Source organism: Mycobacterium bourgelatii (assembly GCF_010723575.1).
Taxonomy (GTDB): Bacteria; Actinomycetota; Actinomycetes; order Mycobacteriales; family Mycobacteriaceae; genus Mycobacterium; species Mycobacterium bourgelatii.
This window is the reverse complement of sequence record NZ_BLKZ01000001.1, coordinates 5,630,564-5,655,586: the sequence shown is the minus strand read 5'-3', so window position 1 is coordinate 5,655,586 and position 25,023 is coordinate 5,630,564. Positions and strand designations below refer to the sequence as shown.

General features: G+C 62.6%; 22 protein-coding genes, 4 tRNA genes and 2 pseudogenes. 12 read left to right on the top strand and 16 right to left on the bottom strand.

Annotated elements, in window-relative coordinates; genetic code table 11:
• Positions 1-29: 29 nt before the first annotated feature.
• From pstS to pstB, 4 genes are read left to right on the top strand one after another with little or no spacing between them, the layout of a single operon-like run.
• The gene (gene pstS / locus G6N68_RS24270) at positions 30-1,112 is read left to right on the top strand and encodes a phosphate ABC transporter substrate-binding protein PstS (RefSeq protein WP_163718912.1); all 1,083 of its coding nucleotides are present in this window, start codon (positions 30-32) and stop codon (positions 1,110-1,112) included.
• Between the two features lie 11 nt (positions 1,113-1,123).
• On the top strand, positions 1,124-2,155 hold the full coding sequence (gene pstC, locus G6N68_RS24265; protein WP_163717720.1) for a phosphate ABC transporter permease subunit PstC: 1,032 nt from the start codon (positions 1,124-1,126) through the stop codon (positions 2,153-2,155).
• Positions 2,152-3,066, top strand: coding sequence for a phosphate ABC transporter permease PstA (pstA, locus tag G6N68_RS24260; protein WP_163717718.1), 915 nt, complete (start codon positions 2,152-2,154; stop codon positions 3,064-3,066). Before pstC ends, pstA begins: the two co-directional genes overlap by 4 nt.
• A gap of 24 nt (positions 3,067-3,090) precedes the next feature.
• The gene (pstB, locus tag G6N68_RS24255; protein WP_163717716.1) at positions 3,091-3,867 is read left to right on the top strand and encodes a phosphate ABC transporter ATP-binding protein PstB; all 777 of its coding nucleotides are present in this window, start codon (positions 3,091-3,093) and stop codon (positions 3,865-3,867) included.
• Here pstB and phoU read toward each other — a convergent pair.
• The 5 genes from phoU to G6N68_RS24230 all read right to left on the bottom strand — a co-directional run bounded on the left by phoU (position 3,864) and on the right by G6N68_RS24230 (position 9,900).
• Positions 3,864-4,532, bottom strand: coding sequence for a phosphate signaling complex protein PhoU (gene phoU / locus G6N68_RS24250; RefSeq protein WP_163717715.1), 669 nt, complete (start codon positions 4,530-4,532; stop codon positions 3,864-3,866). The two genes, pstB and phoU, sit on opposite strands and share 4 nt — an antisense overlap.
• 51 nt (positions 4,533-4,583) lie before the next feature.
• Positions 4,584-6,677, bottom strand: a complete 2,094-nt coding sequence (locus tag G6N68_RS24245; RefSeq protein WP_443093988.1) for an LCP family protein — start codon at positions 6,675-6,677, stop codon at positions 4,584-4,586.
• A 272-nt stretch (positions 6,678-6,949) separates the two neighbouring features.
• Positions 6,950-8,083 carry a tRNA dihydrouridine synthase DusB gene (gene dusB / locus G6N68_RS24240; protein WP_163717709.1) on the bottom strand — a complete coding sequence of 378 codons (1,134 nt, stop codon included), beginning with the start codon at positions 8,081-8,083 and terminating at the stop codon, positions 6,950-6,952.
• A 7-nt stretch (positions 8,084-8,090) separates the two neighbouring features.
• Positions 8,091-9,113: an acyl-ACP desaturase gene (locus G6N68_RS24235; RefSeq protein WP_163717707.1), complete on the bottom strand. Its 1,023-nt coding sequence runs from the start codon at positions 9,111-9,113 to the stop codon at positions 8,091-8,093.
• Between the two features lie 181 nt (positions 9,114-9,294).
• Positions 9,295-9,900, bottom strand: coding sequence for a TetR/AcrR family transcriptional regulator (locus G6N68_RS24230; RefSeq protein WP_163717705.1), 606 nt, complete (start codon positions 9,898-9,900; stop codon positions 9,295-9,297).
• 79 nt (positions 9,901-9,979) lie between these two features.
• Between G6N68_RS24230 and G6N68_RS24225 the strand changes: the two genes are divergently transcribed.
• Positions 9,980-10,993, top strand: a complete 1,014-nt coding sequence (locus G6N68_RS24225) for an oxygenase MpaB family protein (protein ID WP_163717703.1) — start codon at positions 9,980-9,982, stop codon at positions 10,991-10,993.
• Positions 10,994-11,008: 15 nt separating this feature from the next.
• Here the strand turns inward: G6N68_RS24225 and G6N68_RS24220 are convergent, their stop codons facing one another.
• Both G6N68_RS24220 and G6N68_RS24215 read right to left on the bottom strand, forming a co-directional pair.
• Positions 11,009-11,209 (bottom strand): zinc transporter Slc39a7, encoded by a 201-nt coding sequence (locus tag G6N68_RS24220; protein ID WP_163717701.1) that lies wholly within the window; start codon positions 11,207-11,209, stop codon positions 11,009-11,011.
• A 14-nt stretch (positions 11,210-11,223) separates the two neighbouring features.
• The gene (locus tag G6N68_RS24215) at positions 11,224-11,676 is read right to left on the bottom strand and encodes an ArsR/SmtB family transcription factor (RefSeq protein ID WP_163717699.1); all 453 of its coding nucleotides are present in this window, start codon (positions 11,674-11,676) and stop codon (positions 11,224-11,226) included.
• Positions 11,677-11,847: 171 nt separating this feature from the next.
• Here G6N68_RS24215 and G6N68_RS24210 point away from each other — a divergent pair, with 171 nt between their 5' ends.
• Positions 11,848-12,753, top strand: a complete 906-nt coding sequence (locus G6N68_RS24210; RefSeq protein WP_163717697.1) for an SAM-dependent methyltransferase — start codon at positions 11,848-11,850, stop codon at positions 12,751-12,753.
• Between the two features lie 10 nt (positions 12,754-12,763).
• Here the strand turns inward: G6N68_RS24210 and G6N68_RS24205 are convergent, their stop codons facing one another.
• Both G6N68_RS24205 and G6N68_RS24200 read right to left on the bottom strand, forming a co-directional pair.
• Entirely contained in the window at positions 12,764-13,582 is an 819-nt protein-coding gene (locus G6N68_RS24205; protein WP_163717694.1) for a TIGR04255 family protein, read from the bottom strand.
• Positions 13,583-13,846: 264 nt separating this feature from the next.
• Positions 13,847-13,919 (bottom strand) — tRNA-Lys (locus G6N68_RS24200).
• 124 nt (positions 13,920-14,043) lie between these two features.
• On the opposite strand from G6N68_RS24200, the gene G6N68_RS24195 reads away from it, so the two are divergent.
• The 3 genes from G6N68_RS24195 (at position 14,044) to G6N68_RS24185 (ending at position 14,332) form a co-directional block, all read left to right on the top strand.
• Positions 14,044-14,116: transfer RNA gene (locus G6N68_RS24195), tRNA-Glu, on the top strand.
• 36 nt (positions 14,117-14,152) lie between these two features.
• A tRNA-Asp gene (locus G6N68_RS24190) sits at positions 14,153-14,229 on the top strand.
• Positions 14,230-14,255: 26 nt separating this feature from the next.
• A tRNA-Phe gene (locus tag G6N68_RS24185) sits at positions 14,256-14,332 on the top strand.
• Positions 14,333-14,367: 35 nt separating this feature from the next.
• On the opposite strand, the pseudogene G6N68_RS24180 reads toward G6N68_RS24185, so the two are convergent.
• From G6N68_RS24180 to G6N68_RS24150, 7 genes and pseudogenes are all read right to left on the bottom strand, one after another.
• Positions 14,368-15,522, bottom strand: a pseudogene (locus G6N68_RS24180) (tyrosine-type recombinase/integrase); the annotation flags it as partial.
• The gene (locus G6N68_RS31140; protein ID WP_163717692.1) at positions 15,523-15,747 is read right to left on the bottom strand and encodes a helix-turn-helix transcriptional regulator; all 225 of its coding nucleotides are present in this window, start codon (positions 15,745-15,747) and stop codon (positions 15,523-15,525) included.
• 10 nt (positions 15,748-15,757) lie between these two features.
• Entirely contained in the window at positions 15,758-17,113 is a 1,356-nt protein-coding gene (locus G6N68_RS24170; protein WP_163717690.1) for a cell division protein FtsK, read from the bottom strand.
• Entirely contained in the window at positions 17,110-17,532 is a 423-nt protein-coding gene (locus tag G6N68_RS24165; RefSeq protein ID WP_081287866.1) for a plasmid replication, integration and excision activator, read from the bottom strand. Before G6N68_RS24165 ends, G6N68_RS24170 begins: the two co-directional genes overlap by 4 nt.
• 473 nt (positions 17,533-18,005) lie before the next feature.
• On the bottom strand, positions 18,006-18,611 hold the full coding sequence (locus tag G6N68_RS24160; RefSeq protein WP_065151109.1) for a TetR/AcrR family transcriptional regulator: 606 nt from the start codon (positions 18,609-18,611) through the stop codon (positions 18,006-18,008).
• Positions 18,612-18,819: 208 nt separating this feature from the next.
• The gene (locus tag G6N68_RS24155; protein WP_155770627.1) at positions 18,820-19,722 is read right to left on the bottom strand and encodes an alpha/beta fold hydrolase; all 903 of its coding nucleotides are present in this window, start codon (positions 19,720-19,722) and stop codon (positions 18,820-18,822) included.
• A 2-nt stretch (positions 19,723-19,724) separates the two neighbouring features.
• Entirely contained in the window at positions 19,725-22,802 is a 3,078-nt protein-coding gene (locus G6N68_RS24150; RefSeq protein ID WP_065160038.1) for an MMPL/RND family transporter, read from the bottom strand.
• Between the two features lie 689 nt (positions 22,803-23,491).
• On the opposite strand from G6N68_RS24150, the pseudogene G6N68_RS24145 reads away from it, so the two are divergent.
• From G6N68_RS24145 to G6N68_RS24135, 3 genes and pseudogenes are all read left to right on the top strand, one after another.
• Positions 23,492-23,728, top strand: a pseudogene (locus G6N68_RS24145) (helix-turn-helix domain-containing protein); the annotation flags it as partial.
• 70 nt (positions 23,729-23,798) lie between these two features.
• Positions 23,799-24,122 carry a transposase gene (locus tag G6N68_RS24140; RefSeq protein ID WP_069422688.1) on the top strand — a complete coding sequence of 108 codons (324 nt, stop codon included), beginning with the start codon at positions 23,799-23,801 and terminating at the stop codon, positions 24,120-24,122.
• Positions 24,119-25,006, top strand: a complete 888-nt coding sequence (locus G6N68_RS24135; protein WP_163717688.1) for an IS3 family transposase — start codon at positions 24,119-24,121, stop codon at positions 25,004-25,006. The genes G6N68_RS24140 and G6N68_RS24135 overlap by 4 nt, the downstream gene beginning before the upstream one ends.
• Positions 25,007-25,023 lie beyond the last annotated feature (17 nt).

Here is a 25,023-nt window from a genome sequence, read left to right as displayed (position 1 = left end):
GGGCACCGGCGCGGGCGGTTGCGGTCGTCATGGCGACCGTGTGCGGTATGGGCCTGGTCGCGTGCGGCGGTGACGGCAACCGAGACGGTGGGTCGTCGTCCGCCATCTCCGGTACGTCATCGGCCGACGCGTCCTGCGCCGGGAGAAATGAGTTGAAAGGCGAAGGCTCCACGGCGCAGCAGGATGCCATCGCGTTGTTCTCCCAGGTCTGGGCGCAAGCGTGTCCGGGTAAGAGCGTCTCGTACAACCCCATCGGATCGACCGCCGGCCGCGACAATTTCATCGCCGGCCGTGCCGATTTCGCCGGATCGGACTCGCCACTGATCGCCGCACAGATCGGGCCCGCCGCGCAACGATGTAAGGGTAATCCGGCCTGGGACCTGCCGTTGGTGTTCGGGCCAATTGCATTGGCGTTCAACCTGACCGGCGTGCCAACCCTGACCTTGGACCCCGACTCACTGGCCAAGATCTTCAGCGGTGGCATCCGGAGGTGGAACGATCCAGTCCTCGCCGCACTCAATCCTGGGGTGCTCCTGCCCGACACCGAGATCACCCCGGTGTACCGGAAGGACTCTTCGGGAACCACCGACAACTTCCAGAAATATCTGACCGCCGCCGCACCGCAGAGCTGGGCGCGAGGCGTGGGCAGTGAGTTTCACGGTGGCGTCGGCGAAGGCGCGGAAAAGTCGGTCGGCGTCATCAAAACCGTGCAGGCGACCGCGGGGTCGATCGGATACGTCGAGAAGGTCTTCGCCGATCGCGCGCAAATGCCGGTCGCGCAGATCAACACCGGCACCGGCGTGGTGCCGCTCACCGACCGCACCGCCCGGGAAGCCGTCGCCTCGGTTTCCTTCGTCTCCAGCGGCAACGATCTGGTGCTCGAGCTGAACTCGATCTATAGCGGCGAGAAGCCGAACGCATACCCGTTGATGCTGGCTACCTACGAGATCGTGTGCTCGAAGGGCTATGAGCCGGAGACCTCCGCCGCTGTCAAGGCGTTCCTCACGACAGCGGTGAATGACGGGCAGGCCGGGCTTTCTGCGGCCGGCTATGTTCCACTGCCGGATAAGGTCAAGGAGCGGCTGGTGACCGCGATCAACGCCCTGCAGTAGAACAGGAACCCATGACGACACCAAACCCAGCCGACGCCGGGGCGGGCGGGGTCGTCGCGGCGCCGTTCAAGCGGCCGCGCGTCACGCCCCTGAGTCCATGGGGTCAAACCAAGCCCTCAGCGGGCGATCGGATATTTGGCTGGCTGTCGCGGGCATCGGGAACGTTGATCGTGGTCCTGGTCGCGGCGATCGGCGCATTCCTGCTCTGGCGCGCGGTGCCGGCATTGCACCGCAACAAAGAGAACTTCCTGACTTATGGCGGAACGTGGATCACCACGGACACCTCAGCGATGCACTTCGGAGTGCTGGACCTGCTGCAGGTCACCCTTTGCGTTTCGCTGTTCGCACTGGCCCTTGCGATGCCGGTCGCGCTTGGTGTTGCGATCTTCTTGACGCAGTACGCGCCGCGGCGGCTCGCCGGGCCGCTGGCCTACATGGTGGACTTGCTCGCCGCGGTGCCTTCGATCATCTACGGCGTCTGGGGCCTGTATGTGCTGGCGCCCTGGCTACGCCCGGCCGCCAGCTGGCTCAACACCAATATGAATTGGTGCTTCTTGTTTGCGCGGGGTAGCGGCTCGATCGAAAGTGGTAGCACCATCTTCACCGGCGGGATCGTCTTGGCGATCATGATCCTGCCCATCATGACGGCGGTGACGCGCGAGGTGTTTGCGCAGACGCCGCAGGGCCAGATCGAGGCCGCGCTGGCGCTCGGCGCCACCCGTTGGGAGGTGGTCAGGACCACCGTGCTGCCGTTCGGGCGGTCCGGATACATCTGTGGCGTGATTTTGGGTCTGGGTCGCGCGCTGGGGGAGACGGTCGCACTGCTGATCATCCTGCGCGGCACCCAGGAGGCATTCGGCTGGTCGCTCTTCGACGGTGGCTCCACCTTCGCCACCAAGATCGCCGGCGCCGCACCGGAGTTTGACGACCCGTACCGTGCCGGCGCCTATCTTGCCGCGGGCCTGACGCTGTTCCTGCTCACTTCGGTGGTCAACGGCGTGGCGCGTACGGCCGTCGCGGGAGCCGAAAGAGCCAACCCGTGACCTCCATCCTGGATCGTCCTCTCAAGCCGCGAACGTTCTCCGGGCTCGAGCCGCGTCGTCGAATCATTAACCATGTCGCGACCGTGCTGGTCACCCTGGCCACGCTGATCGCCCTGACGCCCCTGGTGTTGGTGCTCATCTCCGTCGTCGCCCGCGGGATCCACGCGGTCACGTCCAGCGCATGGTGGACGCATTCGCAGGCGAACATGACGGCGATCGATCCCGGTGGGGGTGCCTTCCACGCGATCGTCGGCACCCTGCTGCAGGGGGCATTGAGCGCGGCGGTCTCCATACCTATCGGGATCCTGGTGGCGATCTACCTGGTTGAGTACGGCGGCAACAGCCTGCCGGCCAGGGCCGTCACATTCATGGTGGACATCTTGACCGGGGTGCCCTCGATCGTCGCGACGATATTCATTTACGCCGTCTGGGTGTCGGTGTTGGGATTTCCGCGGTCGCAGTTGGCTGTCTCGCTGGCGTTGGTGTTGTTGATGGTGCCGGTGATCGTGCGCGCGACCGAGGAGATGCTCTGGATCGTGCCCATGGACCTGCGCGAGGCGAGTTACGCGTTGGGCGCCCCGAAATGGAAGACCATCGTCAGGATCGTGATTCCGACCGGCTCGTCGGGGATCATCACCGGGATTATGCTGGCGCTCGCCAGGGTGATGGGCGAAACCGCCCCGCTACTCGTCCTGGTCGGATATTCGCAGCAGATGAACTTCGACGTGTTGAGCGGATTCATGGGGTCGCTGCCAGGCATGATGTACGACCAGACGTTGATTGGCGCCGGGACGCACCCAGTTCCCACAGACCGGCTGTGGGGCGCAGCACTGACATTGATCGTGGTTATCGCGATCATGAATATCGGGGCCAGGGTGATCGCGCGAGTCTTGGCCCCGAAGACGTCTTAGGCAGTAACGAGGCAGGAGCTGGCAGTGGCCAAACGGTTGGACCTCAAAGAGGTCAACATCTATTACGGGTCGTTTCATGCGGTCGCCGATGTAACCCTGTCAGTCCTCCCCCGCAGTGTGACCGCATTCATCGGCCCGTCCGGCTGCGGCAAGACCACCGTGCTGCGCACACTGAACCGGATGCACGAGGTGATTCCCGGTGCGCGAGTCGAAGGCAGCGTGCTCCTCGACGACGAGAACATTTATGGCCCAAAGATCGACCCGGTCGGCGTGCGTCGGGCGATCGGGATGGTCTTCCAGCGGCCGAACCCGTTCCCCGCAATGTCCATCCGCGACAACGTGGTGGCGGGCCTCAAGCTGCAAGGGATCCGCAACCGCAAGGTGCTCAACGAGACCGCCGAACTTTCATTGCGCGGCGCCAACCTGTGGGACGAGGTCAAGGACCGGCTCGACCGGCCTGGCGGCGGGCTGTCCGGTGGGCAGCAGCAGCGGCTGTGCATCGCGCGGGCCATCGCGGTACAACCCGACGTGTTGTTGATGGATGAGCCGTGTTCGGCGCTCGACCCCATTTCCACGATGGCGATCGAAGATCTGATCAGCGAGCTGAAGCAGAACTACACGATCGTCATCGTCACCCACAACATGCAGCAGGCCGCGCGGGTGAGTGATCAGACGGCGTTCTTCAACCTGGAATCCGTCGGTAGGCCCGGCCGCCTCATCGAGATCGACGACACGGAGAAAATCTTCTCCAACCCGACCCAGAAAGCCACCGAGGACTACATCTCGGGTCGATTCGGTTAGTGCTGCGGTGGTGAGGTCTCGTCCTCGGGGAATTTTCCGGTGGCCTGGAAGATGACCCTCCGTGCAACCTCGACGGCATGGTCGGCGAAGCGTTCGTAGAACCGGCCGAGCAGCGTCACGTCGACGGCGGCCGCCACGCCGTGCTTCCACTCCCGGTCCATCAACACGCTGAACAGGTGCCGATGCAGGTCGTCCATCGCGTCGTCTTCTGCGCGAATGCGCGCGGCCTTTTCGGGGTCGCGGGACAACACCACTTCTTGCGCGCTATTGCCCAATTCGACAGCGACTCGGCCCATTTCGGCGAAGTAACCGTTCACCTCTTCGGGCAGCGCATGCTGGGGGTGGCGGCGCCGGGCGATCTTGGCAACGTGCAGCGCCAACGCGCCCATCCGGTCGATGTCGGCCACCATCTGGATCGCGCTCACGATCGACCTCAGGTCGCCGGCAACCGGTGCCTGCAAGGCGAGCAGCACGAACGCGCTCTCCTCGGCGCGCGCGCTCATCGACGCAATTTTCTCGTGGTCGGAGATCACCTGTTCGGCGAGCACCAGGTCGGCCTGCAACAAGGCTTGAGTGGCCCGCTCCATGGCCTGCCCGGCCAGGCCACACATCTCACCGAGCCGCTCCGACAGTTCCGAGAGTTGCTCATGGTAAGCGGTCCGCATATGTAAAGCCTACGTTCTCCATGTGAGAAACGTCGCCAAGGGACACTCGCGCTATTCGCAGGTGGTGTCGGCGGCGTTCGTGACGGTCAGATCTTCGGGCAGCTTGGTCGGCGTCGTGGCGGAGCCGCGAGTCACTTGGATGCTCACTGACGACCCGGTGGGCGGGGGAGAGACGACCGAACTGAAATCCGGGCCCAGGACCACTTGCACCACTTGGCCGATCCCGGTCACCCGCTCGATTTTCGAGTTGCCGAAAGCGGCGGCGACGGTGGCTGCGGCCTGCTCGTTGCCGGGTGAGAAGAACACCGTGGTGGCCTTCAGCTGGCTCGGATAGTCGTCCGGCGTCATCACGTTGAAGCCGTTTTTCTTGAGCTGGTTGGCGGCCGTGGCGGCCAGACCTTGGGTGCTGGTCCCGTTGGAGACCTGCACCGTGACCTCGCTGGGCGACGTTGTGGTCAGCTGTTCGCGCTGGGGCTCGTTGGCGGGATTCGCCGGGGGCACCTTCTTGGTGGTGCTTGGCGAGGTCGTGGGGGTGGACCCCAAGGTCTGCGCGTTGTGGTCGTTTTCCTTGGGGAGCGGCTCGTCGTTGATGATCGCGGTGAACAGCGCCTTCATGTCCGCGGTGCGCGGCGGTTCATTTCCGTCCTGGTCTGTGATGCCGGTGGGCACGGTGACGAACGTGACGTGCCCCGCCGCCATGTGTTGCAGCGATCTACCCAGCTCGACCAGGTCCCTGGTCTTGACGTTGTCGACGTAGCTGTTGCCGATGAAAATGTTGACGGCGTTGTTGAGCTTGTTGAGGTTCAACAAGGTGTCTTCGGAGATCATCGAACGCAGCAGCGACGACAAGAACCGCTGCTGGCGCTTGATCCGCCCGTAGTCGCCGTTGCTCTCGGTGGTCACCTGACGGGCTCGCACATAGTTCAGCGCGGTCTGGCCGTCGATCTTCTGGCGCCCGGCGCGCTCGAGCACGGTACCCAGTTCGTAGTCACGCAACGGCGTGGTGGTGCACACCTCGACGCCGCCGATCGCCTCGACCATCCGCGCGAAACCGACGAAGTCGACCGCGATGAACCGGTTGATGGCCAATCCCGACAGCTTCTGGATCACCTTCACCAGACACTTCGGCCCGCCGAATGAAAACGCCGAGTTCAGTTTGGTCTCGGTGTAGACCATCTTCGGGCCCATCGTGCCCGTCTTCTCGTCATAGATGGGGCCGTACTTGCCGGTCTCCGGGTTCCAGGCCTCGCACTGAATCGGGTTGATGGCCAGGTCGCGCGGGAATGACACGGCGACCACGCGCTGCCGGTTGGCTGGGATGTTGACCAGCATCACGGTGTCCGACCTGGCGCCCCCGGCGTCCTCGGTGTCTCCGGCGCCGATGGTGGCGTTGGCTCCCAACCGGGAGTCCATTCCGACGATCAAAAAGTTCTCGTCGCCGTACTGTCCGACGGGATCAACGATGTCGTTTGATTGCGGGTCCAGCGCGCTGACGGTGTTCAGCCGGTTGTTCTTGGACGCGCTCCACTGCCAAGCCCCGCCGGTCAGCACCAGGGCCAGCACCGCGAACAACGCGGCCAGCGCACGCCCGGCGACCAAGATCCGCCGCCGGGACTTCCTTTTCGGCTCGCGAGTCTTGGGTGCGCGGGCTTTCTTTTTCTGGGCCTTCTGCTTCTTCGGCTTCTTCTGGGTCGGGCTGGACGGTTCCGACTCCGCGGTGTCGGACGGGGCGTGGGCCGACCCCAGGTCGGGAAGTTCTTCGAGGAGTTGCAGGGCGTAGGCCGGCGTCGGGATGACCTGGGTGTCCACCGAATCGTCGTATTCGTCTGCCTCCGCGGCGTGCTCCGGCACCGACTCGACGGGCACCGGCGCCGGTTCGGCGGGCGCCGGCTCGCTCTCGGCCTGCGGTTCGGGGTCGGGGTCGGGGGCGTGGCGGCGACGGCGGCGGGGACGGTCGGCGGGGGCGCCGAGTTTGGCCATCAATTCGGCGACGCTGACGCCACCGTTGAGATGAGAGCCGCCCTTCTTCTCTTGCTCGGGCTTCTCGTCGTCCTCGAGTTTCTCGGGGCCTCCAGCTCCCCACCGGGTCAACTCGTCATCATCGGGCGGCATCGTGAACCGCTCCCACGGCGCGGCGCCTGGCATTCCGTGCTGAACAGGAGTAAGCCGTTCAACAGCACCGCTGGTATCCGATGCGTGCCGAGGCTGACGAGTGGCGCCGCTGTCGCCGTCACTCATGTCCTACCGGCCTCCAAAAGTGCAAGCATGTCGAGCGGACGTCAGGAATGTCCTGCGCACGCGTCAGCGCAGCGCTCCTCGATCAGCGCCGCGCAGATGCAGCAAGGTTCACATCGTACTTACTAATCGGCGACGACGCGATTTCAGCTGCGTCTCGGTTCGACCACCACTCGGTGGCTTCAGCCGCCTGAGTGCATCACGTCGGCGCCTTCGGGCACCCGGCAATCGTCCGGATCGTCCAGCCAGCCCTGCGGAAGTGACACTCGCGCGGGGGAACCCTGACGTCCCCGTGGGCCGTTGCCGGCCTCGGGGAAGGGGACACTGCCGTCCAGTCGGCTCAGCAGCTCATGAAGCTGTTCGAGGGTCTTGACCAGCGCCAATTCCCGGCGCAGGTCCGACCCGGCGGGGAAACCGTGCAGATACCAGGCGACGTGTTTGCGGATGTCGCGCATGCCCTTGTCTTCGCCGAAGTGCGCGGCCAGCAGGGCGCCGTGGCGACGGATGATGTCGGCAACCTCGCCGAGGTTCGGTGGTGTTGGCGCCGGGCGGTTGGTGAAGGCGGCGGACAACTCGGCGAAGAGCCATGGCCGCCCCAGACACCCGCGGCCGATCACGACACCGTCGCACCCCGTGCTCGCCATCATGGCCAACGCATCGCTGGCGTCGTAGATGTCCCCGTTGCCCAGCACCGGGATGGTCCGCACCGCCTGCTTGAGTTGGGCGATCTGATCCCAGTCGGCGGTTCCCGAATAGCGCTGGGCCGCCGTGCGAGCATGCAGCGCCACCGCGGCGGCACCTTCGGCTTCGGCGATGCGGCCGGCATCCAGGTGAGTGTGGTGTTCGTCGTCGATGCCGATGCGGAACTTCACCGTCACCGGGATGTCAGTGCCTTCGGTGGCGCGTACCGCGGCGGCGACGATCTGTCCGAACAGCCGCCGCTTGAACGGTAGGGCCGCCCCACCGCCGCGCTTGGTCACCTTGGGCACCGGGCAGCCGAAATTCATGTCGATGTGATCGGCCAGGTTCTCGTCGGCGATCATCCGGGCCGCCGCGTACGTGGTGTCGGGGTCGACGGTGTAGAGCTGCAGCGAGCGAGGCGACTCGTCCGGAGCGAACGTCGTCATGTGCATGGTGACCGGATGACGCTCGACGAGCGCACGCGCGGTCACCATCTCACAGACGTACAGGCCGCTGACGGTGCCGACCTTCGATACTTCCAACTCCCGGCACAGCGTCCGGAACGCGACGTTCGTCACCCCGGCCATCGGGGCCAGCACCACCGGGCTGGCCAGGGTGATAGAGCCGATCTGCACCGCGGGACTACCGCCCGCTCATCACCAGCTTGCCGGCCGTCTTGTGGAGCTCGGCTGCAGTGATCCGCTTACCGGTGCGCTCCTCGCGTTCGAGTTGACGCTGCTTGGAGATCTCGAACTTCTCGCAGGCGAGTTCGAGCTCCTCGATCAGCAGAGCCAGGTCGTCGCGAAGCTTGGCGGCTTCACCGGTGAAGTCGTCGCGCTCGAAGATGCGCCACTTCTTCAACACCGGCATGACCACATCGTCGAGGTGGATGCGCGGGTCGTAGACGCCGCCGACAGCGATCATCACGGCCTTGCGGCGGAACTCGGGCACCTGGAAGCCGGGCATCTGGAAGTTGCGCAGCACCTTGTGCAGCGACCTCATCGCCTGGTTGGGGGCGATGTCCAAGCCCGCTCCGCTGACGTCGCGGTAGAAGATCATGTGCAGGTTCTCGTCGGCCGAGATCTTGGCCAGCAACTGGTCGGCGATCGGCTCGGCGCAGGCCTTACCGGTGTTGCGGTGCGAAATCCGCGTCGCCAGCTCCTGGAAAGTCACGTAGATGACGGAGTCGAACAGGCTCTCGGCGAACAGATCGTCGCGGACCTGGTGGTTCTGGCCCGGGCTGAAGCCTCGGTTGACGACCTCGATGCGCAGCTTCTCCAGCTCGTACGGGTCGACAGCGCGGGTCACCACCAGGTAGTCGCGTAGCGCGATTCCGTGCCGGTTCTCCTCGGCGGTCCACCGATTGACCCAGTAACCCCACGGGCCGTCCAGACCGAAGTTCATCTTGATCTCGCGGTGGTACGACGGCAGATTGTCTTCGGTCATCAGGTTCTGCACCATCGCCACCTGGGCGACGTCGGACAGCTGGGACTGCCCGGGCTCCCAATCCTGCCCGCCGAGTGCATAGAAGTTCTTGCCGTCCGACCACGGGATGTAGTCGTGCGGATTCCAGTTCTTGTGCATGCTCTCGTGACGGTTCACGCACTTCTCTACGACTGGTTCCAGTTCTTGCAGGAGCTGCAGGTTGGTCATCTCGGCCGACATGGCCCCTCCAGTTATCTGTGTCTAGTGGTTGCAGTCAATATATCTGTGTCTGTCAGTAGCATCAAGTTTGATCCCGGCGAGTCAGGTCACAGTCCGGCGACGTATTCCGCCGGTTAAATGCCGGTTTTGAATGCCCGGCTCAGGCGGATTTTTAACCTTTTTGACTCGCTGCCCAGCCTGCTCAATCGGCCGCGGGTTGCGGCACATAGGCGGCCGCCGTACTCAGCAGCATGTCGACGCAGTAGTCGATGAACTGCTGACGACTAGCGCCTAGCTGACCGTTCAGGTAAGCGGTGAACAGGCCGGTCAGAGCGCCGATCAGGCTGGTGGCAACGAGCTTCTGCAGCACGGGATCGGCGATCCGGGACAGCTTGCGCTGCAACAAGTCTATGAAATTGGGCATCCACTCCGCACCCGACAAGGTCAGCACGGGTTCTACCGCCGGCGCCAGCAACAGCACCCGCCCGCGGATCGGGTCGTCGACCATCAACGCCACGAACTGCTCGACCGCCTCGCGTGGGGTGGTGGCCGACGTCAAGGTGGCCATCGCTTTCGCGCACACGTCGTCATAGACCGCACGAACAAACTCGTCACGGTCGCCGAAGCATTCGTAGAAGTACCGCTCGGTGAGTTTGGCGTGCCGGCAGACGGCGCGGACGGTCAGCGCCGGTCCGCCTTCTCCGCCGAGCAGCTGCACACCCGCGGCGATCAGGTCATCCCGTCGCACCGCGGTGCGATTCTCGATGGGGACGCCGGACCAGCGCCCCCTTCGTTGACCGGTCGGCACGTAACTCCCTAAAATAATTCTGACAACGCGCGTAGTCCGTTTTGTCCCGACCTCATACGACGAGCACCAGGAAACAACAGTGACTCAAGATACGTCCGCATCGTGCCCGGTGACTAGCGGCGCACCCGATGAACTCGCCGCGGGGTGCCCCGTCTCCTCGCCGCTGGGTTATGACGCGCCGCCGGTGCCGCTCGGCCCGGATTCGCTGACGTGGAAATACTTCGGTGACTGGCGCGGCATCCTGCAGGGGCCGTTCGCTGGATCCATGCAGAACATGCACCCCCAGTTGGGCGCGGCCGTCGAGGATCACTCGACGTTCTTCCAGGAGCCCCTGGCGCGGGTGATGCGCTCGCTTTATCCGATCGGCGGGGTCGTGTTTGACGGCGACCGCGCCCCGCAGACGGGTGCGGAGGTGCGCGACTACCACATCGACATCAAGGGCGTCGACAAGCAGGGGCGTCGCTACCACGCGCTGAACCCCGACGTCTTCTACTGGGCGCACAGCACGTTCTTCATGGGCACGATCCTGGTGGCGGAACGGTTCGGCGGTGGGCTGACCGAGGCGGAGAAGCGTCAGCTGTTCGACGAGCACGTCCAGTGGTACCGGATGTACGGGATGAGCATGCGGTCGGTGCCGAAGTCCTGGGAGGAGTTCCAGGAGTACTGGGATCACATGTGCCGCAACGTCTTAGAAGACAACTACGCGACTCGTGCGGTGCTCGACTTGGCGCTGTATAACAAGCTGCCGATCGCTCCGTGGCTGCCGGATTGGCTGTGGGGAGGCCTGACCAAGCTGTCCCGGCCGTTCTTCGTCTGGTTGACAACCGGGTTCTATCACCCAGCAGTGCGCGAACGGCTGGGCTTCACCTGGAGTCGCCGCGACGAATGGCTGCACCGGCGCTTCGGGAATCTGGTGTGGGCGGTCTTCTCCCTGGTGCCACCTCGGTACCGCAAGCATCCGCGGGCCCGGGCCGGTCTGGACCGTGCGAGTGGGCGCATTCCCGCCGACGCGCCGCTGCCGCAGACGCCGGCCCGCAATCTGCCACCGCTGGAGAACCGGGGCGACCCCAAGCACTACTGCCCGGTGGCCTGACCCTTCGGCGCGCCGTCAGGCGTGGGTGTGGTGGTGCACCGCTTCCAAGCCGGCCTGGTGCACGTGCTCATGCGTGTGCTGGGTGCCGTCGTCGTGTGAGTGCGGGTGTTCGTGCTTGACGTGCTCGTGGTCGTGGGTGTCGTGATCGTGGCTGTGGGTTACGTCGCCATGCGAATGTTCGTGCTCGTGTGGAGCGTCGTGGCCGTGTTCTGACATGGTGTTTCCTCCTGTTATGGCGCCGAGTGTGAATTGCTCGACGGTTTTCCGGTATGTCGGGTCGCAGAATTCACACTGGGCGCCGCATGGGTTGGCTGGGTTGGCTTTACCGCCTGCAGTCCGTCATCGGTGCGGTGATGACGGGGAATGCCCGGACCGGCGTGCTCGGCATTGAAAACCGCGTCGATGACGAGCTGGCGCACGTGGTCGTTCTCCAGGCTGTAGTAGATGGTCGTGCCCTCCCTCCGGGTGCGCACCAGGCGCGCCATCCGCAGCTTCGCGAGGTGTTGAGAGACGGAGGGGGCAGGCTTTCCCACATGCTCGGCGAGCTCGTTGACCGACATCTCGTGATCGGCCAAGGACCACAGCACCTGCACACGGGTGGCGTCCGCAAGCATTCGGAAGACTTCGACGACGAGGGCAACCTGATCATCGGGCAGCTGCAGAGGTCTATTATCTGCATGCATACGCAGATAATAGCGCAACACCGATGGTGCTGTCAGTGGCGGCGAGTAGCCCGGCTTTCGGCGTTCGCGTCCCGGGAGTCGGTCACAGTTGCTGGCGCAGCACTGCTCATCGCGACGGCCTGTGATAATAACTAGACAAGCTATATTTTTTGATCGGGGAAGAGGAGCGGTATGGCACGGACCGAGAGTGACCGCTGGGATCTTGCGACGAGTGTCGGCGCGACGGCGACCATGGTCGCCGCGCAGCGCGCGCTGGCAGCTGACCCGGAGTACGCGTACATCGACGACCCATATGCTGCGCCACTGGTGCGCGCGGTGGGACTGGACGTCTATGTCCGCCTGGTCAACGGGCAGATTCCGGTCGATGAGGACTCTGAATTCGATCCGGAGCGGATGGCCAAGGGGATGGCCTGCCGCACGCGGTTCTACGACCAGTTCTTCATCGACGCAACGCGCGGCGGCATCCGTCAAGCGGTCATTCTGGCGTCGGGTCTCGACGCGCGGGCATACCGGCTGCCGTGGCCCGTGGGCACCGTCGTCTACGAGGTCGACATGCCCGAGGTGATCGAGTTCAAGACCCTGACGCTGAGCGACCTCGGCGCGGAGCCCACGGCCGAGCGCCGCACGGTCGCTATCGACTTGCGCGACGACTGGGCCACGGCGCTGAAAGAGGCCGGCTTCGACACGCAGCGGCCCTCGGCGTGGAGCGCCGAGGGGCTGCTCGTCTACCTGCCCGACGACGCCCAGGACGCGCTGTTCGACAACATCACCGCGCTGAGCGCCCCCGGCAGTCGGCTGGCCTTCGAGTTTGTCCCCGACACCAGAATTTTCGCCGACGAGCGCTGGCGCTCACACCATGACCGGATGCGCGAGCTCGGGTTCGAGGTCGACTTCAACGAACTCGTCTACCACGGCGAACGCAGTCACATCCTCGACTACCTGGCGCGCGCGAATTGGGAGACGTCGTCGCACACCGTCGCCGAACTGCACGAAGCCAACGGCTTCGTGTACCCCGACGACGAGCTTGCGGCAGCGTTTGCCGATGTGACGTACACCAGCGCTGTGCTGAAGGGCTGACCTTAGCTGCTCACGACTGCTTGAGCAGCTCGTCCTTCAGGCGGCCGGTGATCAAGTCCTGGAACACGACGCGAGCCGGTCCGTACAGGTCTTGGAACGTCGACACGAGCGCATCCCGGTTGTATTCGGGAATCGAGCCGGTCGGCGGAGTCCAGAAGCTGTCGATGTCCATCAGGAAGAACGGTCCGGTCTGCGGCGGCGTCACGCGGCGCAGGTGGTAGTTCGCGTCCAGTGCCTGGCCGACACCCGGCCCATACCGCACGATCAGCGACTTGCCCGGTTGCGGCTCGCGGTACACCGCGGCGCCCTGCCATTCGGTGAGGAACAGGCCGCCAGGGGTGATGCGCTGCGGCCCCAGCAGCTGCTCGTCGATCCAGTTGCTCCAGTCGATCCGTCCGTCGACGCCGGCCGGGACCCGGATCTCCAGGACGTAGCGCAGACCGATGCGCTCGACCCCGACGATCGAGGACACCTGCGCCCGGGCGTCGATGACCCGCAACACGATGTCGGTGAAGGCCTCGAAGCTGGTGTATGCGCTGGTCTCGACGACGACCGCCTGGTTCTTCAGAGACGCCGCCACGGTGTTGTCGCGGTTGCCGTAACGCACGAAACGGTCCGCAACTGGCTGCGGGGGAGCGCCGGGGGCGGTCATTCCCCAGCTGACGTCCTGCGCCTGCCGTTCGATGGGTAAGTCGTTGATGAGGAGATGCTTGATCTCCCGGCTCGCCGACTCCGTGAGTGAATCGGTAGCCGGGTGACGAATCTCCATGGTCACCAGAGCGACGGGTGCGTTGGGTTGGACCCCATTTTGATTTATCTCCGGAAGCATGCCCGCGAGCATAACCAACGGCTTGGGCGCTCCATACGGCATACGGCGGAATCCGTTGCCTCTTCACAGACAGGTACGCTTCTGGGCCCCAATCAGGGGTGTTGCGCGGTTGGTGGGCCGGACCGGAGAGGGGCCACAGGGGGGTCACAGGGGCGTCACAGGGCGGTCGCAAAGGGGTCGCCCACGGGATCGCAAGGGGGCGCATAAGGGTCGCAAAAGGGTCGCAAAGGGTCGCAAAGGGAGACGTCATACCAGCCGGAACAGTGCCCCCAGTAGGACTCGAACCTACGACCTGCGGATTAAAAGTCCGTAGCTCTACCAACTGAGCTATAGGGGCGCGGAGACTCAGGATACTGTGTAGGAAGTTGGTGCTCGTTTGAGGATTAGGGCCACGGTGCCCTAAGCTGACTTGGCTCCCAACGGTGCACACGTTGCGAGTACCCCGGAGAGATTCGGTTCTGGCCCCCTTCGTCTAGCGGCCTAGGACGCCGCCCTTTCAAGGCGGTAGCGCGGGTTCGAATCCCGTAGGGGGTACCCTGCACGTGAGGCAACGGAGCAGTACACAAGCAAGGCCCTGTGGCGCAGTTGGTTAGCGCGCCGCCCTGTCACGGCGGAGGTCGCGGGTTCAAGTCCCGTCAGGGTCGCCAACACGGCGAGGCACACGCTGCCTTCCGGCCAGGTAGCTCAGTCGGTATGAGCGTCCGCCTGAAAAGCGGAAGGTCGGCGGTTCGATCCCGCCCCTGGCCACCATCTCTGACCTGCTTGTATGCGGTGACAGCACTCTTTGGATTGATTGTCTTGTCCGGTTCCTGTCCGTTCACCTGGTTGGCGACGGTGCTGCAGAGCCGGTCGAGATTCGCGGCTACGTGATCGAGTTCGTCTGAGTAGAGGTCGCTGTAGATATTCGCGGTGACGGTCGGTGTCGAATGCCCCATCGTTTTCTGTACGTAGCGAAGATCGGCGCCTGATGCCCGGGCCAGGCTGGCGTAGGTGTGGCGTAGGTCGTGAATCGTCAGGGGCGCTAGTTCGGTTTTGTTGAGGGCTTCGTTCCAGTGGGTGTGTCTGCGCCAGTTGTTGGATCTGAGGTAGCCGCCGTTGGGTGAGGTAATCGCTTGTTCCCGGGGCCCGCGGCCGGCAATTCGTGGCTTGAGGGCGTCGATGACGACCTGGGGGAGTGGGACGGTTCGAACCGCAGCGCGTGTCTTTGGCGGTCCGACAATTATTCGGCCTTCTACTTCCGGTGCGGCCTGGCGAACTTCAAGCCGACCCGTCTCGAGGTTGATGTCGCCGACGCGGAGGCCGACCAGTTCGGACCAGCGAAGTCCGGTGAAGGCCAAGATCGTGACGATGTCGCCCTGGTCGCCGCATGCCGCTGCCAGGGCGATGACTTCGCCGGCCGTGAGATAGCGGTGACGTTCTCGCACCGGCATCCGCCCGGAAGACACTCCCTGGGCCGGGTTGGTGTGAATTCGGCCGTCTTCGCGAGCCATGTCGAGAATTGACCGCAGGAGGCGCAGCGTGGCGACTTTGGCCCACGGCCCGACCGAGAGGCTACCGATGAACTGCTGGACGTCCTCGCGGGTGATCTCGTCGACCGGGACATGGCCGAAGCGCGGACCGATGCGGAGTTCCCAGTGTTGGGTGTAGCCGCTCCAAGTCTTGGGTGATACGGCCGGGCGTTTCGATGCGGTGAATTGCTTCCAGATGGCGGAAAGGCTTGCGCGGCCGAGCCTTGGGTCGAAGCGTCTGGCGCCAATCGCCGCCTCGCCGTCGCGCTCGGCTTTGAAGGCCCGCGCTTCCCGCATGGTGGCGAACGTCGATGACGTTTCAACCCATCCCGACGGAGAGTCTGGATCGCGCACCAAGTAGCGCACTTGATAGCGTGCCTGGCCCGCTGAATTGATCCGCTTTCGGATGCCGCGCGGTACCGAGCCGGCCATTCAGCGACGCACCTGGCTGAGCCACGCGCGGACTTCCGCTGCATCCCAACGTCTTACACGGTCGGACAGCGGGTAGCAGGGTGGCCCCACTTCTACTCCCTGATCGCGCAATGCGCCCCATCGGCTCACGGTCGCGGCGGACACGCCGAACAGGTCAGCCACCTGTTCCGCTGTCAGAAGCGTTGGAAATGCTGCCCCGTTGTCCGCGGTATTGGAAGTTCTCAAGTCAAAGTCCTTAGTTCTTAGCCGGAGTGGTGCTGCTTGGGCGTTTGTTGCTGTATTCGGTTGCTACGGAACGGATCAGGGAATCTGGCCAATAGTCGGCGCGAACTCGCATTGTTGAACCGTCTTCGGTGAGGACGTATCCGGTGCCCGGCTCATTGGGGCTTATGCGATGAGCTGGCGCGCGATCAGCCATGCCATCGCCGAGGACCATCGTGACCTCTTCACGTGACCTCAGCCGCAAGGCGATGGTTTGGGTGAATAAGCCGCGCATGGGCAGGATCTCTTTACGTGGGTCCTGCATGAATGCGGCAACTACGACACCGACTGCGCGTCCCTTCGTCAGGATGCGGGAAAGTGATGCCGCGACTTGCTTCTTGAGCGCGGCGTCGGTGATGTACGCGGTCAAACCGGCCAGTTCATCGATGAGCAGGACGACGAGTGGATCAGTGCGGGTTGGTGTGTGAGAGCGTGTGTGGCCGGCCATCGCTCGCCCACGCATGTCGAGTATCTCTTCCAATTTGGCCAGGAGTTTGGCGGCTTGAGATTCTGTGGTGGCGACTCTGGCGAAGAGGGAAGACCCGACAGACACCTCGATCCCGTACTTGAGATCTATTGCGCACAGGAGGGCACTGCCGGATTTGACGGCAGGGCCCAGTCCACCGGCGATGCCCCAGAAGATGGAGCCCTTGCCCGCGCCCGAGCATCCCACCGTCAGGGTGTGCAGTCCGGTTATGGGAAGACGCCATGTTGACCCGTTCTCGCGTCGGCCGATCTCGACGGTAGTCCCATCGGTTCTGGTTGGCCTTCTGGCTGTCTCAATCGCCGAGAGTTGTTCTTTCATAACGAACTCCATGCGCACTATGCCAGGTGCTACGACCGTCGAGCGACCGGAATGTGCCCCGACGGCATCGCGGATTGCGGGGACCGCCCTTTCGAGGTCGTCGACGGTCTGGCCCGACCGCGTGCGGACGCTCATGCGTAGACAGTCATCGGACATCCGTAGTCCGAGGACTGCGGGGTGAGTCCAGACGGTCTTCGTGGTTGGCTTGCCCTGCATGTCTTTTCGAGTGACGCTCCTTGAAGTTGACAAACCGCAGTCCCTGGCGATTCGCGGCCAGGCGGTCAAGCTCCAAACCATCCAGCGTGCCTGTCGTGCATGCACGCCAAAGTAGCGGTCGTATGTGACAGGGGATCGCAATCGCCAGATGAAGAGCCCGATACCTAATGCGACGATCGTCCCGAAGAGCCATGCGGTGCAGAGCTTTAACAGGTGTGCAAGGTAGTCGAGGTCAATACCCACATCGGCATCTGGTACCGAATACGGGTCATCGGGTATTGCAGGATAGGGGTCGTCAAACTGGCTCATGCCGATGCGCGGCCCGACGCCGACGAAGTTGCCTTGCCTGTGTCAGCAGTCATGCCCGACGCTCGAAATGACCACGCAATGCGACCGCCTTCACTCGAACGGTCAACATAGGGCAATATGCACAATTCATCGAGAATTACTGGGGCAAAAGGCATACCGTTGGCATTTGGCGGGCATTCAGGCGGTGTCGGCGTTGCAAACTTGACGGTGAGGGTACGAGTCCGTTTGCTCGCTGCCGGATCGCCGTCGAGGACTTCGACCTGCCATAACGGATATCCTGACTCACGGTCGGCCGCCTGGACTTTGTTGTCCTTTGTCGACCGCTCATAGTCGATCACCGCCGTCACGTCGGACACGACGAACGCCCGGTGCGGAAACACCTGTGCGTGAGAAACACTGAGCCACTTGGGCACTGCCATTCACTACCCTTTCTTGAAAGTATGCTGCTCTTAGCCATGCCGATTCTCACATGGCGTTCCGGAGTTACGCGACGGTCGAGCAGGATCAATTTGAAGAAATCTGCGCACCGCGCGGCGACTCGTATCCGGGAAGATCGGTGAAGCAGCCTTCGCAGTGTCACAAACGTCGACTGCGCGCTCTCAGCGTCGAAAGCAGTACGCGCACAGCACGTACGGTGTAAGACTGCACGAAACGGCTGTTGGGGTTGGTCGCCGCTAGCTGGGAAGGCCTCGATCGCGAAGATGCCCTCGCGTCTGGTGTGATTCGAAGATTCTCGGCTCCAAGCGGATTCGGCCTTTAGCTAGGCACGGCGATCTGTCGATCGAAGGCGTATAGATGGATCGTATTGATCTGACGGTAGCTACTGCTTCCCCTCGGGCTCGACTGCGGCCCACTGATCGATGACAGACTGCGCCTTGGAAGCATCAGAGTCTCAGTCGAAGCCGGCCAGCGTGATCCTCAAGGCTTGTTCCAACCGAAGGTGCAGTGGGGATATAGCCGTCCAGTGGTCGGTGTTCAGCCAGTTCATCAGGACGAACTTGGAAGTCGCCAGACTCGTCGCGATCAGCAAACTGGGGCGCATATCGCTACGAGCGTCAACACCCATACGAGCGGCGACCATTTCGGTGAATCGCCGTTCGACGTCTTCGCTAATCAGCACCGCTTTCGTTAATAGGTGGGGAGCCGTCAAGATGCCCTGTCGCCATTGCGTCAGGCCGCTATGTTGTGTTCGCTGCCGAGCGCTTGCAACAGTCTGGCGGATCAAGGTTTCTGCTGCCGATTCACCGTCTGGCCCTGCCTCATACGACTCAACGATTTCAACGATAGTTTGCCGGACCGGGGCGATGAGCAAATCTTCTTTGGCGGGCACGTGGCGAAAGTACGTGCTAATCGAGATGCCTGTCGCGACGGCGATGTCCTCGGTCGTCACAGCAGAAAAGCCGTGTTCGGCGAACAATTTATATGCGTTGCCCTCGATCTGTGAGAGAAGGTGCGCGCGGCGCCTGGTCTGCAATGGGCTACTAGTAACCGATCGCATGCAACCACCCCCGCCGCATCGCTTTTCGAGTGCGCTCACCACTATGGTACGTGAAGTAGCGTAGCGAAACCGGCCGTATCGGTGCGAGATTCTTCAGGCTGTTCTCCTGGCGGGCGTATTGATGCCAAGCGGTTAGCGCGAATTGTCGGATTACCGCAGGCCTCTAGCCGTCGAGCGGACAAGTTGGGCTACTAAGAGGGCAGGCGCTTCACGTTGGAGCCCCCAGGGTGCGGTCGAGAAAGTTGATCAGCGCGGCGGTAAAGGCGTCGTTGTCGTCGCCGGCAACCATGTGCCCGGTTCCGCTGACATCCGTTGTTTCGGCATGAGGTACGAGTTCTAAGAATTCTTGAACTGTGTCCTCGGACACGACATCTGAAAGTGCGCCGCGAATCAGCAGCGTGGGGGCAGTGATTCGGCGTGCTCCTTGAGACAGCAAATCGCTAATGACGTCGAACTGCTCGGAGCTCGTCGTGAGCTCTCCCTGCGTGACATTGAAATTGGAATTAATAAACGCCGGGTCCCAGCGCCACGTCCATCGGCCGTCGGCTTGCTGACGAAGAACTTTGCGCAAGCCTTCGAGGTTCCCGGACCGCGGGCGGTGCGGGTTGTATTCGGCGATCACGTCGGCAGCATCGTCGAGGGTGTCAAATCCGGCTGGGTGGGCGGACATGAAGGACACAACTCGGTGAGCCCCCTGAAATTCAAGTCGCGGGGTGACATCGACGAGTGCGACAGCAGTCCAGAGGTTGGGCGAATGTGTCAGGTGGCTAGCGAGAATGACCATGCCGCCCAATGATGCGCCAACGACGGCGGGACGACTCTCGGCGGTGAAATGTCCTCGAACTGCGATGAGATCGGCGACCAATCGTGCGACGTCGTACTGTCCGTTCGGATCCCAGTCGCTGTCACCGTGTCCGCGCGCATCGTAGGCGACGACGGTATAGCCGTGGCGATGGAGCCGCCGTGCTGTGGCAGTCCACGCGTGACGGTTCTGGCCGCCGCCATGTAGCAGCAATACGACCGGACTAGGAGTGGGATGGCGATAATAATCTGCCACCAGCGTAACGCCGTCATCGCCACGAATGTGCTGCTCCTCAGACCCCGACACCATTTTCAATGGGCCCCGCGGAAAGAACGCGAGTCCGTTCGTTGTGGCCACCAGCTCGCGTCGCGGATGAGCGTAGCAATCGCGGGAACAGTGAGGGTGCGAACGACGAAGGTGTCAAGGAGCAAACCGCAGCCGATTATGAAACCGGTCTGGATCATGATGCCTACCGATCCGACCATGAGGCCGAACATGCTGGCGGCGAAGATGAGTCCAGCTGAGGTGATCACTGAACCGGTGTTAGCGACCGTTCGCAGGACGCCAACTCGGATGTTATTGGCGGATTCCTCGCGCAGTCGCGAGATCAGCAGCATGTTGTAGTCAGCGCCAACGGCGACCAGGATGATGAACGCCAGAAGTGGTACGGGCCAAGCGATCTCCTTGCCAAGGCCGTATTGGAAGACGAGGGTTCCGATGCCCAAGGCGGCGCCGTAATTGAGAATCACGGTTCCTAGCAAATAGAGCGGCGCGACCAGTGCCCGCAGTAGAACGACCAAGATCAGACCGACGATAACGAGGGTGGCGATGGCCAGAAGGTGAAAGTCGGCCGAGAGTAAGCGTTGGATATCGGAGTTGACCGCGGGGAATCCCGCCATCGATATTGTGGCGCCAGCTAGGGAAGTGTTTGGTCGCGCGCCGTTTGCTGTTTCAGTGATTTGATGGGCAAGGTCCATCGCTTTGCTGCTATAGGGGTCAAAGCGGGATTCGATGGCAAAGCGCGCGGTTTTCCCATCAGCAGAAAGAAAATGTCTTGCCATGCCCGCGAATTGGCGGTCTTCAAAGGCGTTAGGTGGGAGATAGAAGCCACTGGCGTTATCTGAGCCAGCGCTAGCACGCGCCGAATTTTGCAGTTGTGTCGCGATTCGACTCATGCCGGACAGCATCTCGATGTTGCTGTCGGCAAGGGTGTGCACGCCCGTAGCTAGTGCCTGTGCGCCGGACGTGAGTTGGCTGATGCCACTTTGGAGACGACGGATATTGCCAGCTATGTCGGCGGGCTCACCTAGTGCTCCGAACGCTCTATCGAGCGCATTAAGGGTGCTTTGCAGATCGGCCAAGGTTCCGGTCGCTGTATCGGCGCCAGGACGGTAGTAGTCGCCGAGAGTGGCGAGCTGACTGAAGAAGCCGTTATCGCGCAGGGAACTCAGAATCTGTACCTGGTCGCGGATCTGGGAGCATTCCGGCGTAGTCGCGCACCACGGTGAGTTGTTGAGTGCACCAACGAGAGGGTCGATGGTGGTAATCGCGCTTTGGGCCTGCTCAGCTTGTTGTCGTAGCCCGGGCCCCGCCCGGATGGCCTGATCCACGGCTGGCGCGGTAGCCGAAAGTTGTTGAAGCATCGGGCGCAACCGCTGTACGTGAGAGCCGCTGGCTTGGGTTTGCGTCAGGAGGCTCGTCAGAGGCGTCAACGCTGTGCGTACGGTGGTATCAAGTTCTGCCAGCGCCCCGGCGAGCTGGTCGGCACCGTCGGTGAGTTTGGTCAGGTCGTCTCTATGAGCGTCTCCGTCGGCGACCGCACCAGCCATCTTGTTGCCAATCTGGCCGTTCTGCCATGACAGCTGAGCCTGGTCCATGCGCGCGCCGGTGGGGCGGGTGACGCCGGAAACCTTGGTAACGCCCGGTAGTTGCGATACCCGTGAAGCCATCTCATCCAAGTCGGCCAGTGCCCGGCTGGTGCGCAGATCGGTGGGCGACTCAACAACCATGAATTGGGAGATGACAGTGTCCTTAGGAAAGTGTCTGTCCAGAAGTTGATAGCCTTCGTTGCTGGCGGTCGTGGCGGGCTGTCCTTGGCGGTCGTCGTAGCTGATGCGCATGGTGAGTGCGATGGCCGCTAGACCTACGACTAACGCCAAGCTGGCAATCAGTAGAGGAGCGGGTCGCCGAACGACGGCGACGGCGATCCAGTTCCAGTACCGACGCGTGCGGTCGGCTTTAGGTTCTCCGATGCCGTGTGTAGCGGCCATAGCCAGCACTGGGGGAAACAACGTCACTGTGGCCGCCACTCCGATGAAAACTGCGATCGCGCAGGCTGGCCCGAGTGCACCGAACACGCTCAGCTTTGAGAAGAACATGGCTAAGAACGCAAAGGCCACGGTTGCGGCTGACGCCAGAATCACTCGTCCGATGGTGGCGGTTGCGTCAACGACCGCGCGATCCGGTGAGATGTCCTGTCGGCGCTTCTCGTGATACCGACTGATTAAGAAGACCGAGTAGTCGGTGCCCGCACCTAGCAAGATCACAGTCATGAAGGCGATGGTGAATTGCGAAACCGGCATGCCTGATTCGCCGAGAGCCGACAACACTCCGCGCCCGACCGCCAGGCTGATCCCGATGACCAGCAGCGGCAGCACTGCGGTAAATATGGATCGATAGATGACCAGCAAGATTAAGGCGATCAGGCCAGCGGTAACCACAGAGATGAATACGAGATCCTTTTCAGCAGAATCGATTTGGTCGCTGAAGGTAGCCGGTGGTCCGGTCACACGAACGGTAGTGGGGGAGTCGTTGAATGCCTGGCCGGCGATGGCCCGTACCGCCTTCACGGATTCCGCGGCTTTGGGATCGCCCAGTGTTCCCGCCACCCCGACCGGCAGGTACCAAGCCTTGCCATCCGCGCTGATGGCTTGTGCGGAGGTTAACGGGTCGGCTAATAGATCTTGGACTAGGCGCACATGGGTAGTGTCGGCCCGCAACCGCGAAACCATCGAGTTGTAGCGTTGGCGCACTGGCGGAGTCAGCCCCGCCGGATTTTCCATCGCGATAAATATGCTCGTCTTCGACCCGCGCTCACCAAATGCTGCGCTCATGCGCTCCACTGTTTGCAGCGACGGAGCATCCCGCGGTATTAGGGTCACCGACTGTTGCCGAACGACGGTCTCCAACTGTGGGAACAACAGAGCCAAGGTTGCTGCCATCATCACCCAGGCCCCGATGACAAGTGCCTTATGCCGGATGCTGAATTCCGCCAGCCGGGCCAGCCGTTCGCTGTAAGCGCCGTCGCCTGCGGCAACTTTGCGGAGTTGCCGTCGGACGGGACGGCTCAGTGTGGCCACGCCCGAAGTGAGCCACCCGGTGTCTACCATCCCCTGTCCCCCCCATTTACTAACAAAACCAACGGTATCTCAGCGAAACTATGAGTACCGTTTGCGTCGGGTCGTACCCGTTCGTGGTTCACGTCAAACGCGCCAGAAACGGGATTTGGCCTCCATCCACTCGGCGAAGGCCGGCGCCGGCATGTTGCGAACGAAATAAGCTAGATGCGCCACACCTCGTGGCTGTACAGGAAGAAGCCCTAGTTGACGAATGAGCAGCTTCGACAACTCACGAACGACGAAGGCGAAACGCTATACGCGAGCTCAGCCTTATCGGTTCTTCGTGGACGTGGTTGTACATCTCCCGGTTCATCAGGTCGTCATCTAAGAACGAGTACGACCGGCGCGGGTAATGGCGCGGTTCGACGAGGTCTCCCTTGGTGCTGTGTGTTTGGTCCCTACGCACCAGCGTGTGGCGCAAGGCGGAATTGAACCGCTCCACAGCGCGGATCCATGTTCGATTCCCAGTCAAAGGGTGCAGGAGATTCATCGCTCATCACCACTTTCTGCTGGCCGATAGTGCCTTGTCATTCGTCCCCCTTAGGTCGATCTCGAACCGATAACAAAACTTACGGTATCGCTACGATACTAACAGTATCGTAGCGATACCGTAGGGACTGTTGGCGGGATCAAAGGTGATTCGCCGTCTCTGCGGTGCCGGTGGGGTTACGGTGACCTACGTGGAGCGTGATGTTGTTGAACTCCGGGCCGACGACGAGGCTGACCCGCGCCTGCTGCGGTCGCGGACCCGACTTCTAGACGCCGCGACGAAACTGCTCACCGCAGGGGGCATTGAAGCAGTGACCGTAGACGCGGTCACGAAAGCCTCCAAAGTCGCGCGAACCACGCTCTATCGGCATTTCAGCAGCTCTACGCAGCTACTCGCCGCCACATTCGAAAGATTGCTGCCACAGGTCACGCTGAGGTTCCCCAGGATTGGTGGACATCTGAGATAGCGGGACGGTGGTCCCCTGGAAGGATGTTCGTATGCCACGATCTCGGCGGTCGTTTTCTCCTGAGTACAGGGTTGAGGCGGCGCATCGTGTCATTGATGGGAATCGGCGTGTTAGCGAGGTTGCCCGCGAGCTGGATCTCAATGAGAACCTGCTGCATAAGTGGGTGCGAGATGAACGGCGACGGATGGCCGCGGCCGCAGCTGGCGGTCGGCCGGACCCTGGTGGTGGTGAAGGGCTTTCGGTCGATGAGCGCGCGGAGTTGGTGGCACTGCGCGCGCGGGTGGCCGAGCAGGCGAAGGACATCGCTTTCCTGGAAAAAGCCTCGGCGTACTTTGCAGCACAGCATCGAAGGTGAGCCGGTTTGAGCTCATCGCTGCAGAGTGCGCCGGCTACGACGTGACACGCATGGCCGAGCTGCTCGGGGTATCCAGGGCGGGCTACTACAAGCATGCCCATACCTGCACCGCTGCTGAGCCCACACCTCGGGTGCAGCGCCGCCGTGACCTGGAGGTCAAGATCCTTGCCCATCACCGCGCCTCACGGGGCACCTATGGGTCACCGCGCATCACCGCCGACCTGCACGCCGAGGGTGAACGAGTTTCGGAGAACACGGTCGCCAAGATCATGGCCGAGTTGGGCATTGAGGGGATCAGTCCGCGCACCTTTAAGACCACCACCCAGGTCGACCCGGCAGCCTCGTTTCCCCCGGATCTGGTCGGGCGCTGCTTTGACCAGGGCCGTATCGACGCGGTGTGGTCCTCCGACATCACTTACCTGTGCTGCGGAGACGGTGACATGTTTTATGCGCCATCCGTGACGAACACGCGGCGCGCGCTGGGCTGGGCCGTTGATGACCACATGCGCACCGAGCTGGTCACACTGGCCGTCGAGCGGGCCGCGTTCGTGCGCGCTCACCGCTGCCAGGGGGTCATATTGCATTCGGATCGCGGTACTCAGTACACCGCCCACGACATGGCGCTGGCCTGCGCCGCTCACGGGCTTCGGCGCTCGATGGGCGCGACCGGGATTTGTTGGGATAACGCCGGCGCTGAATCGCTGTGGTCGAGCTTCAAGCACGAGTGCTACTACCGGCACGCCTTCGCGACGAAAGCGGAACTTGTTGCAGCAGTTGACAATTGGATGATTTTCTACAATAATGATCGAAGGCACTCAGCACTTGGAATGCGCTCACCTATCGACTATGAACGCACGCTGCGTGCCACCACGGAAGCAAGCTAACCGTGTCTACTTTTTCG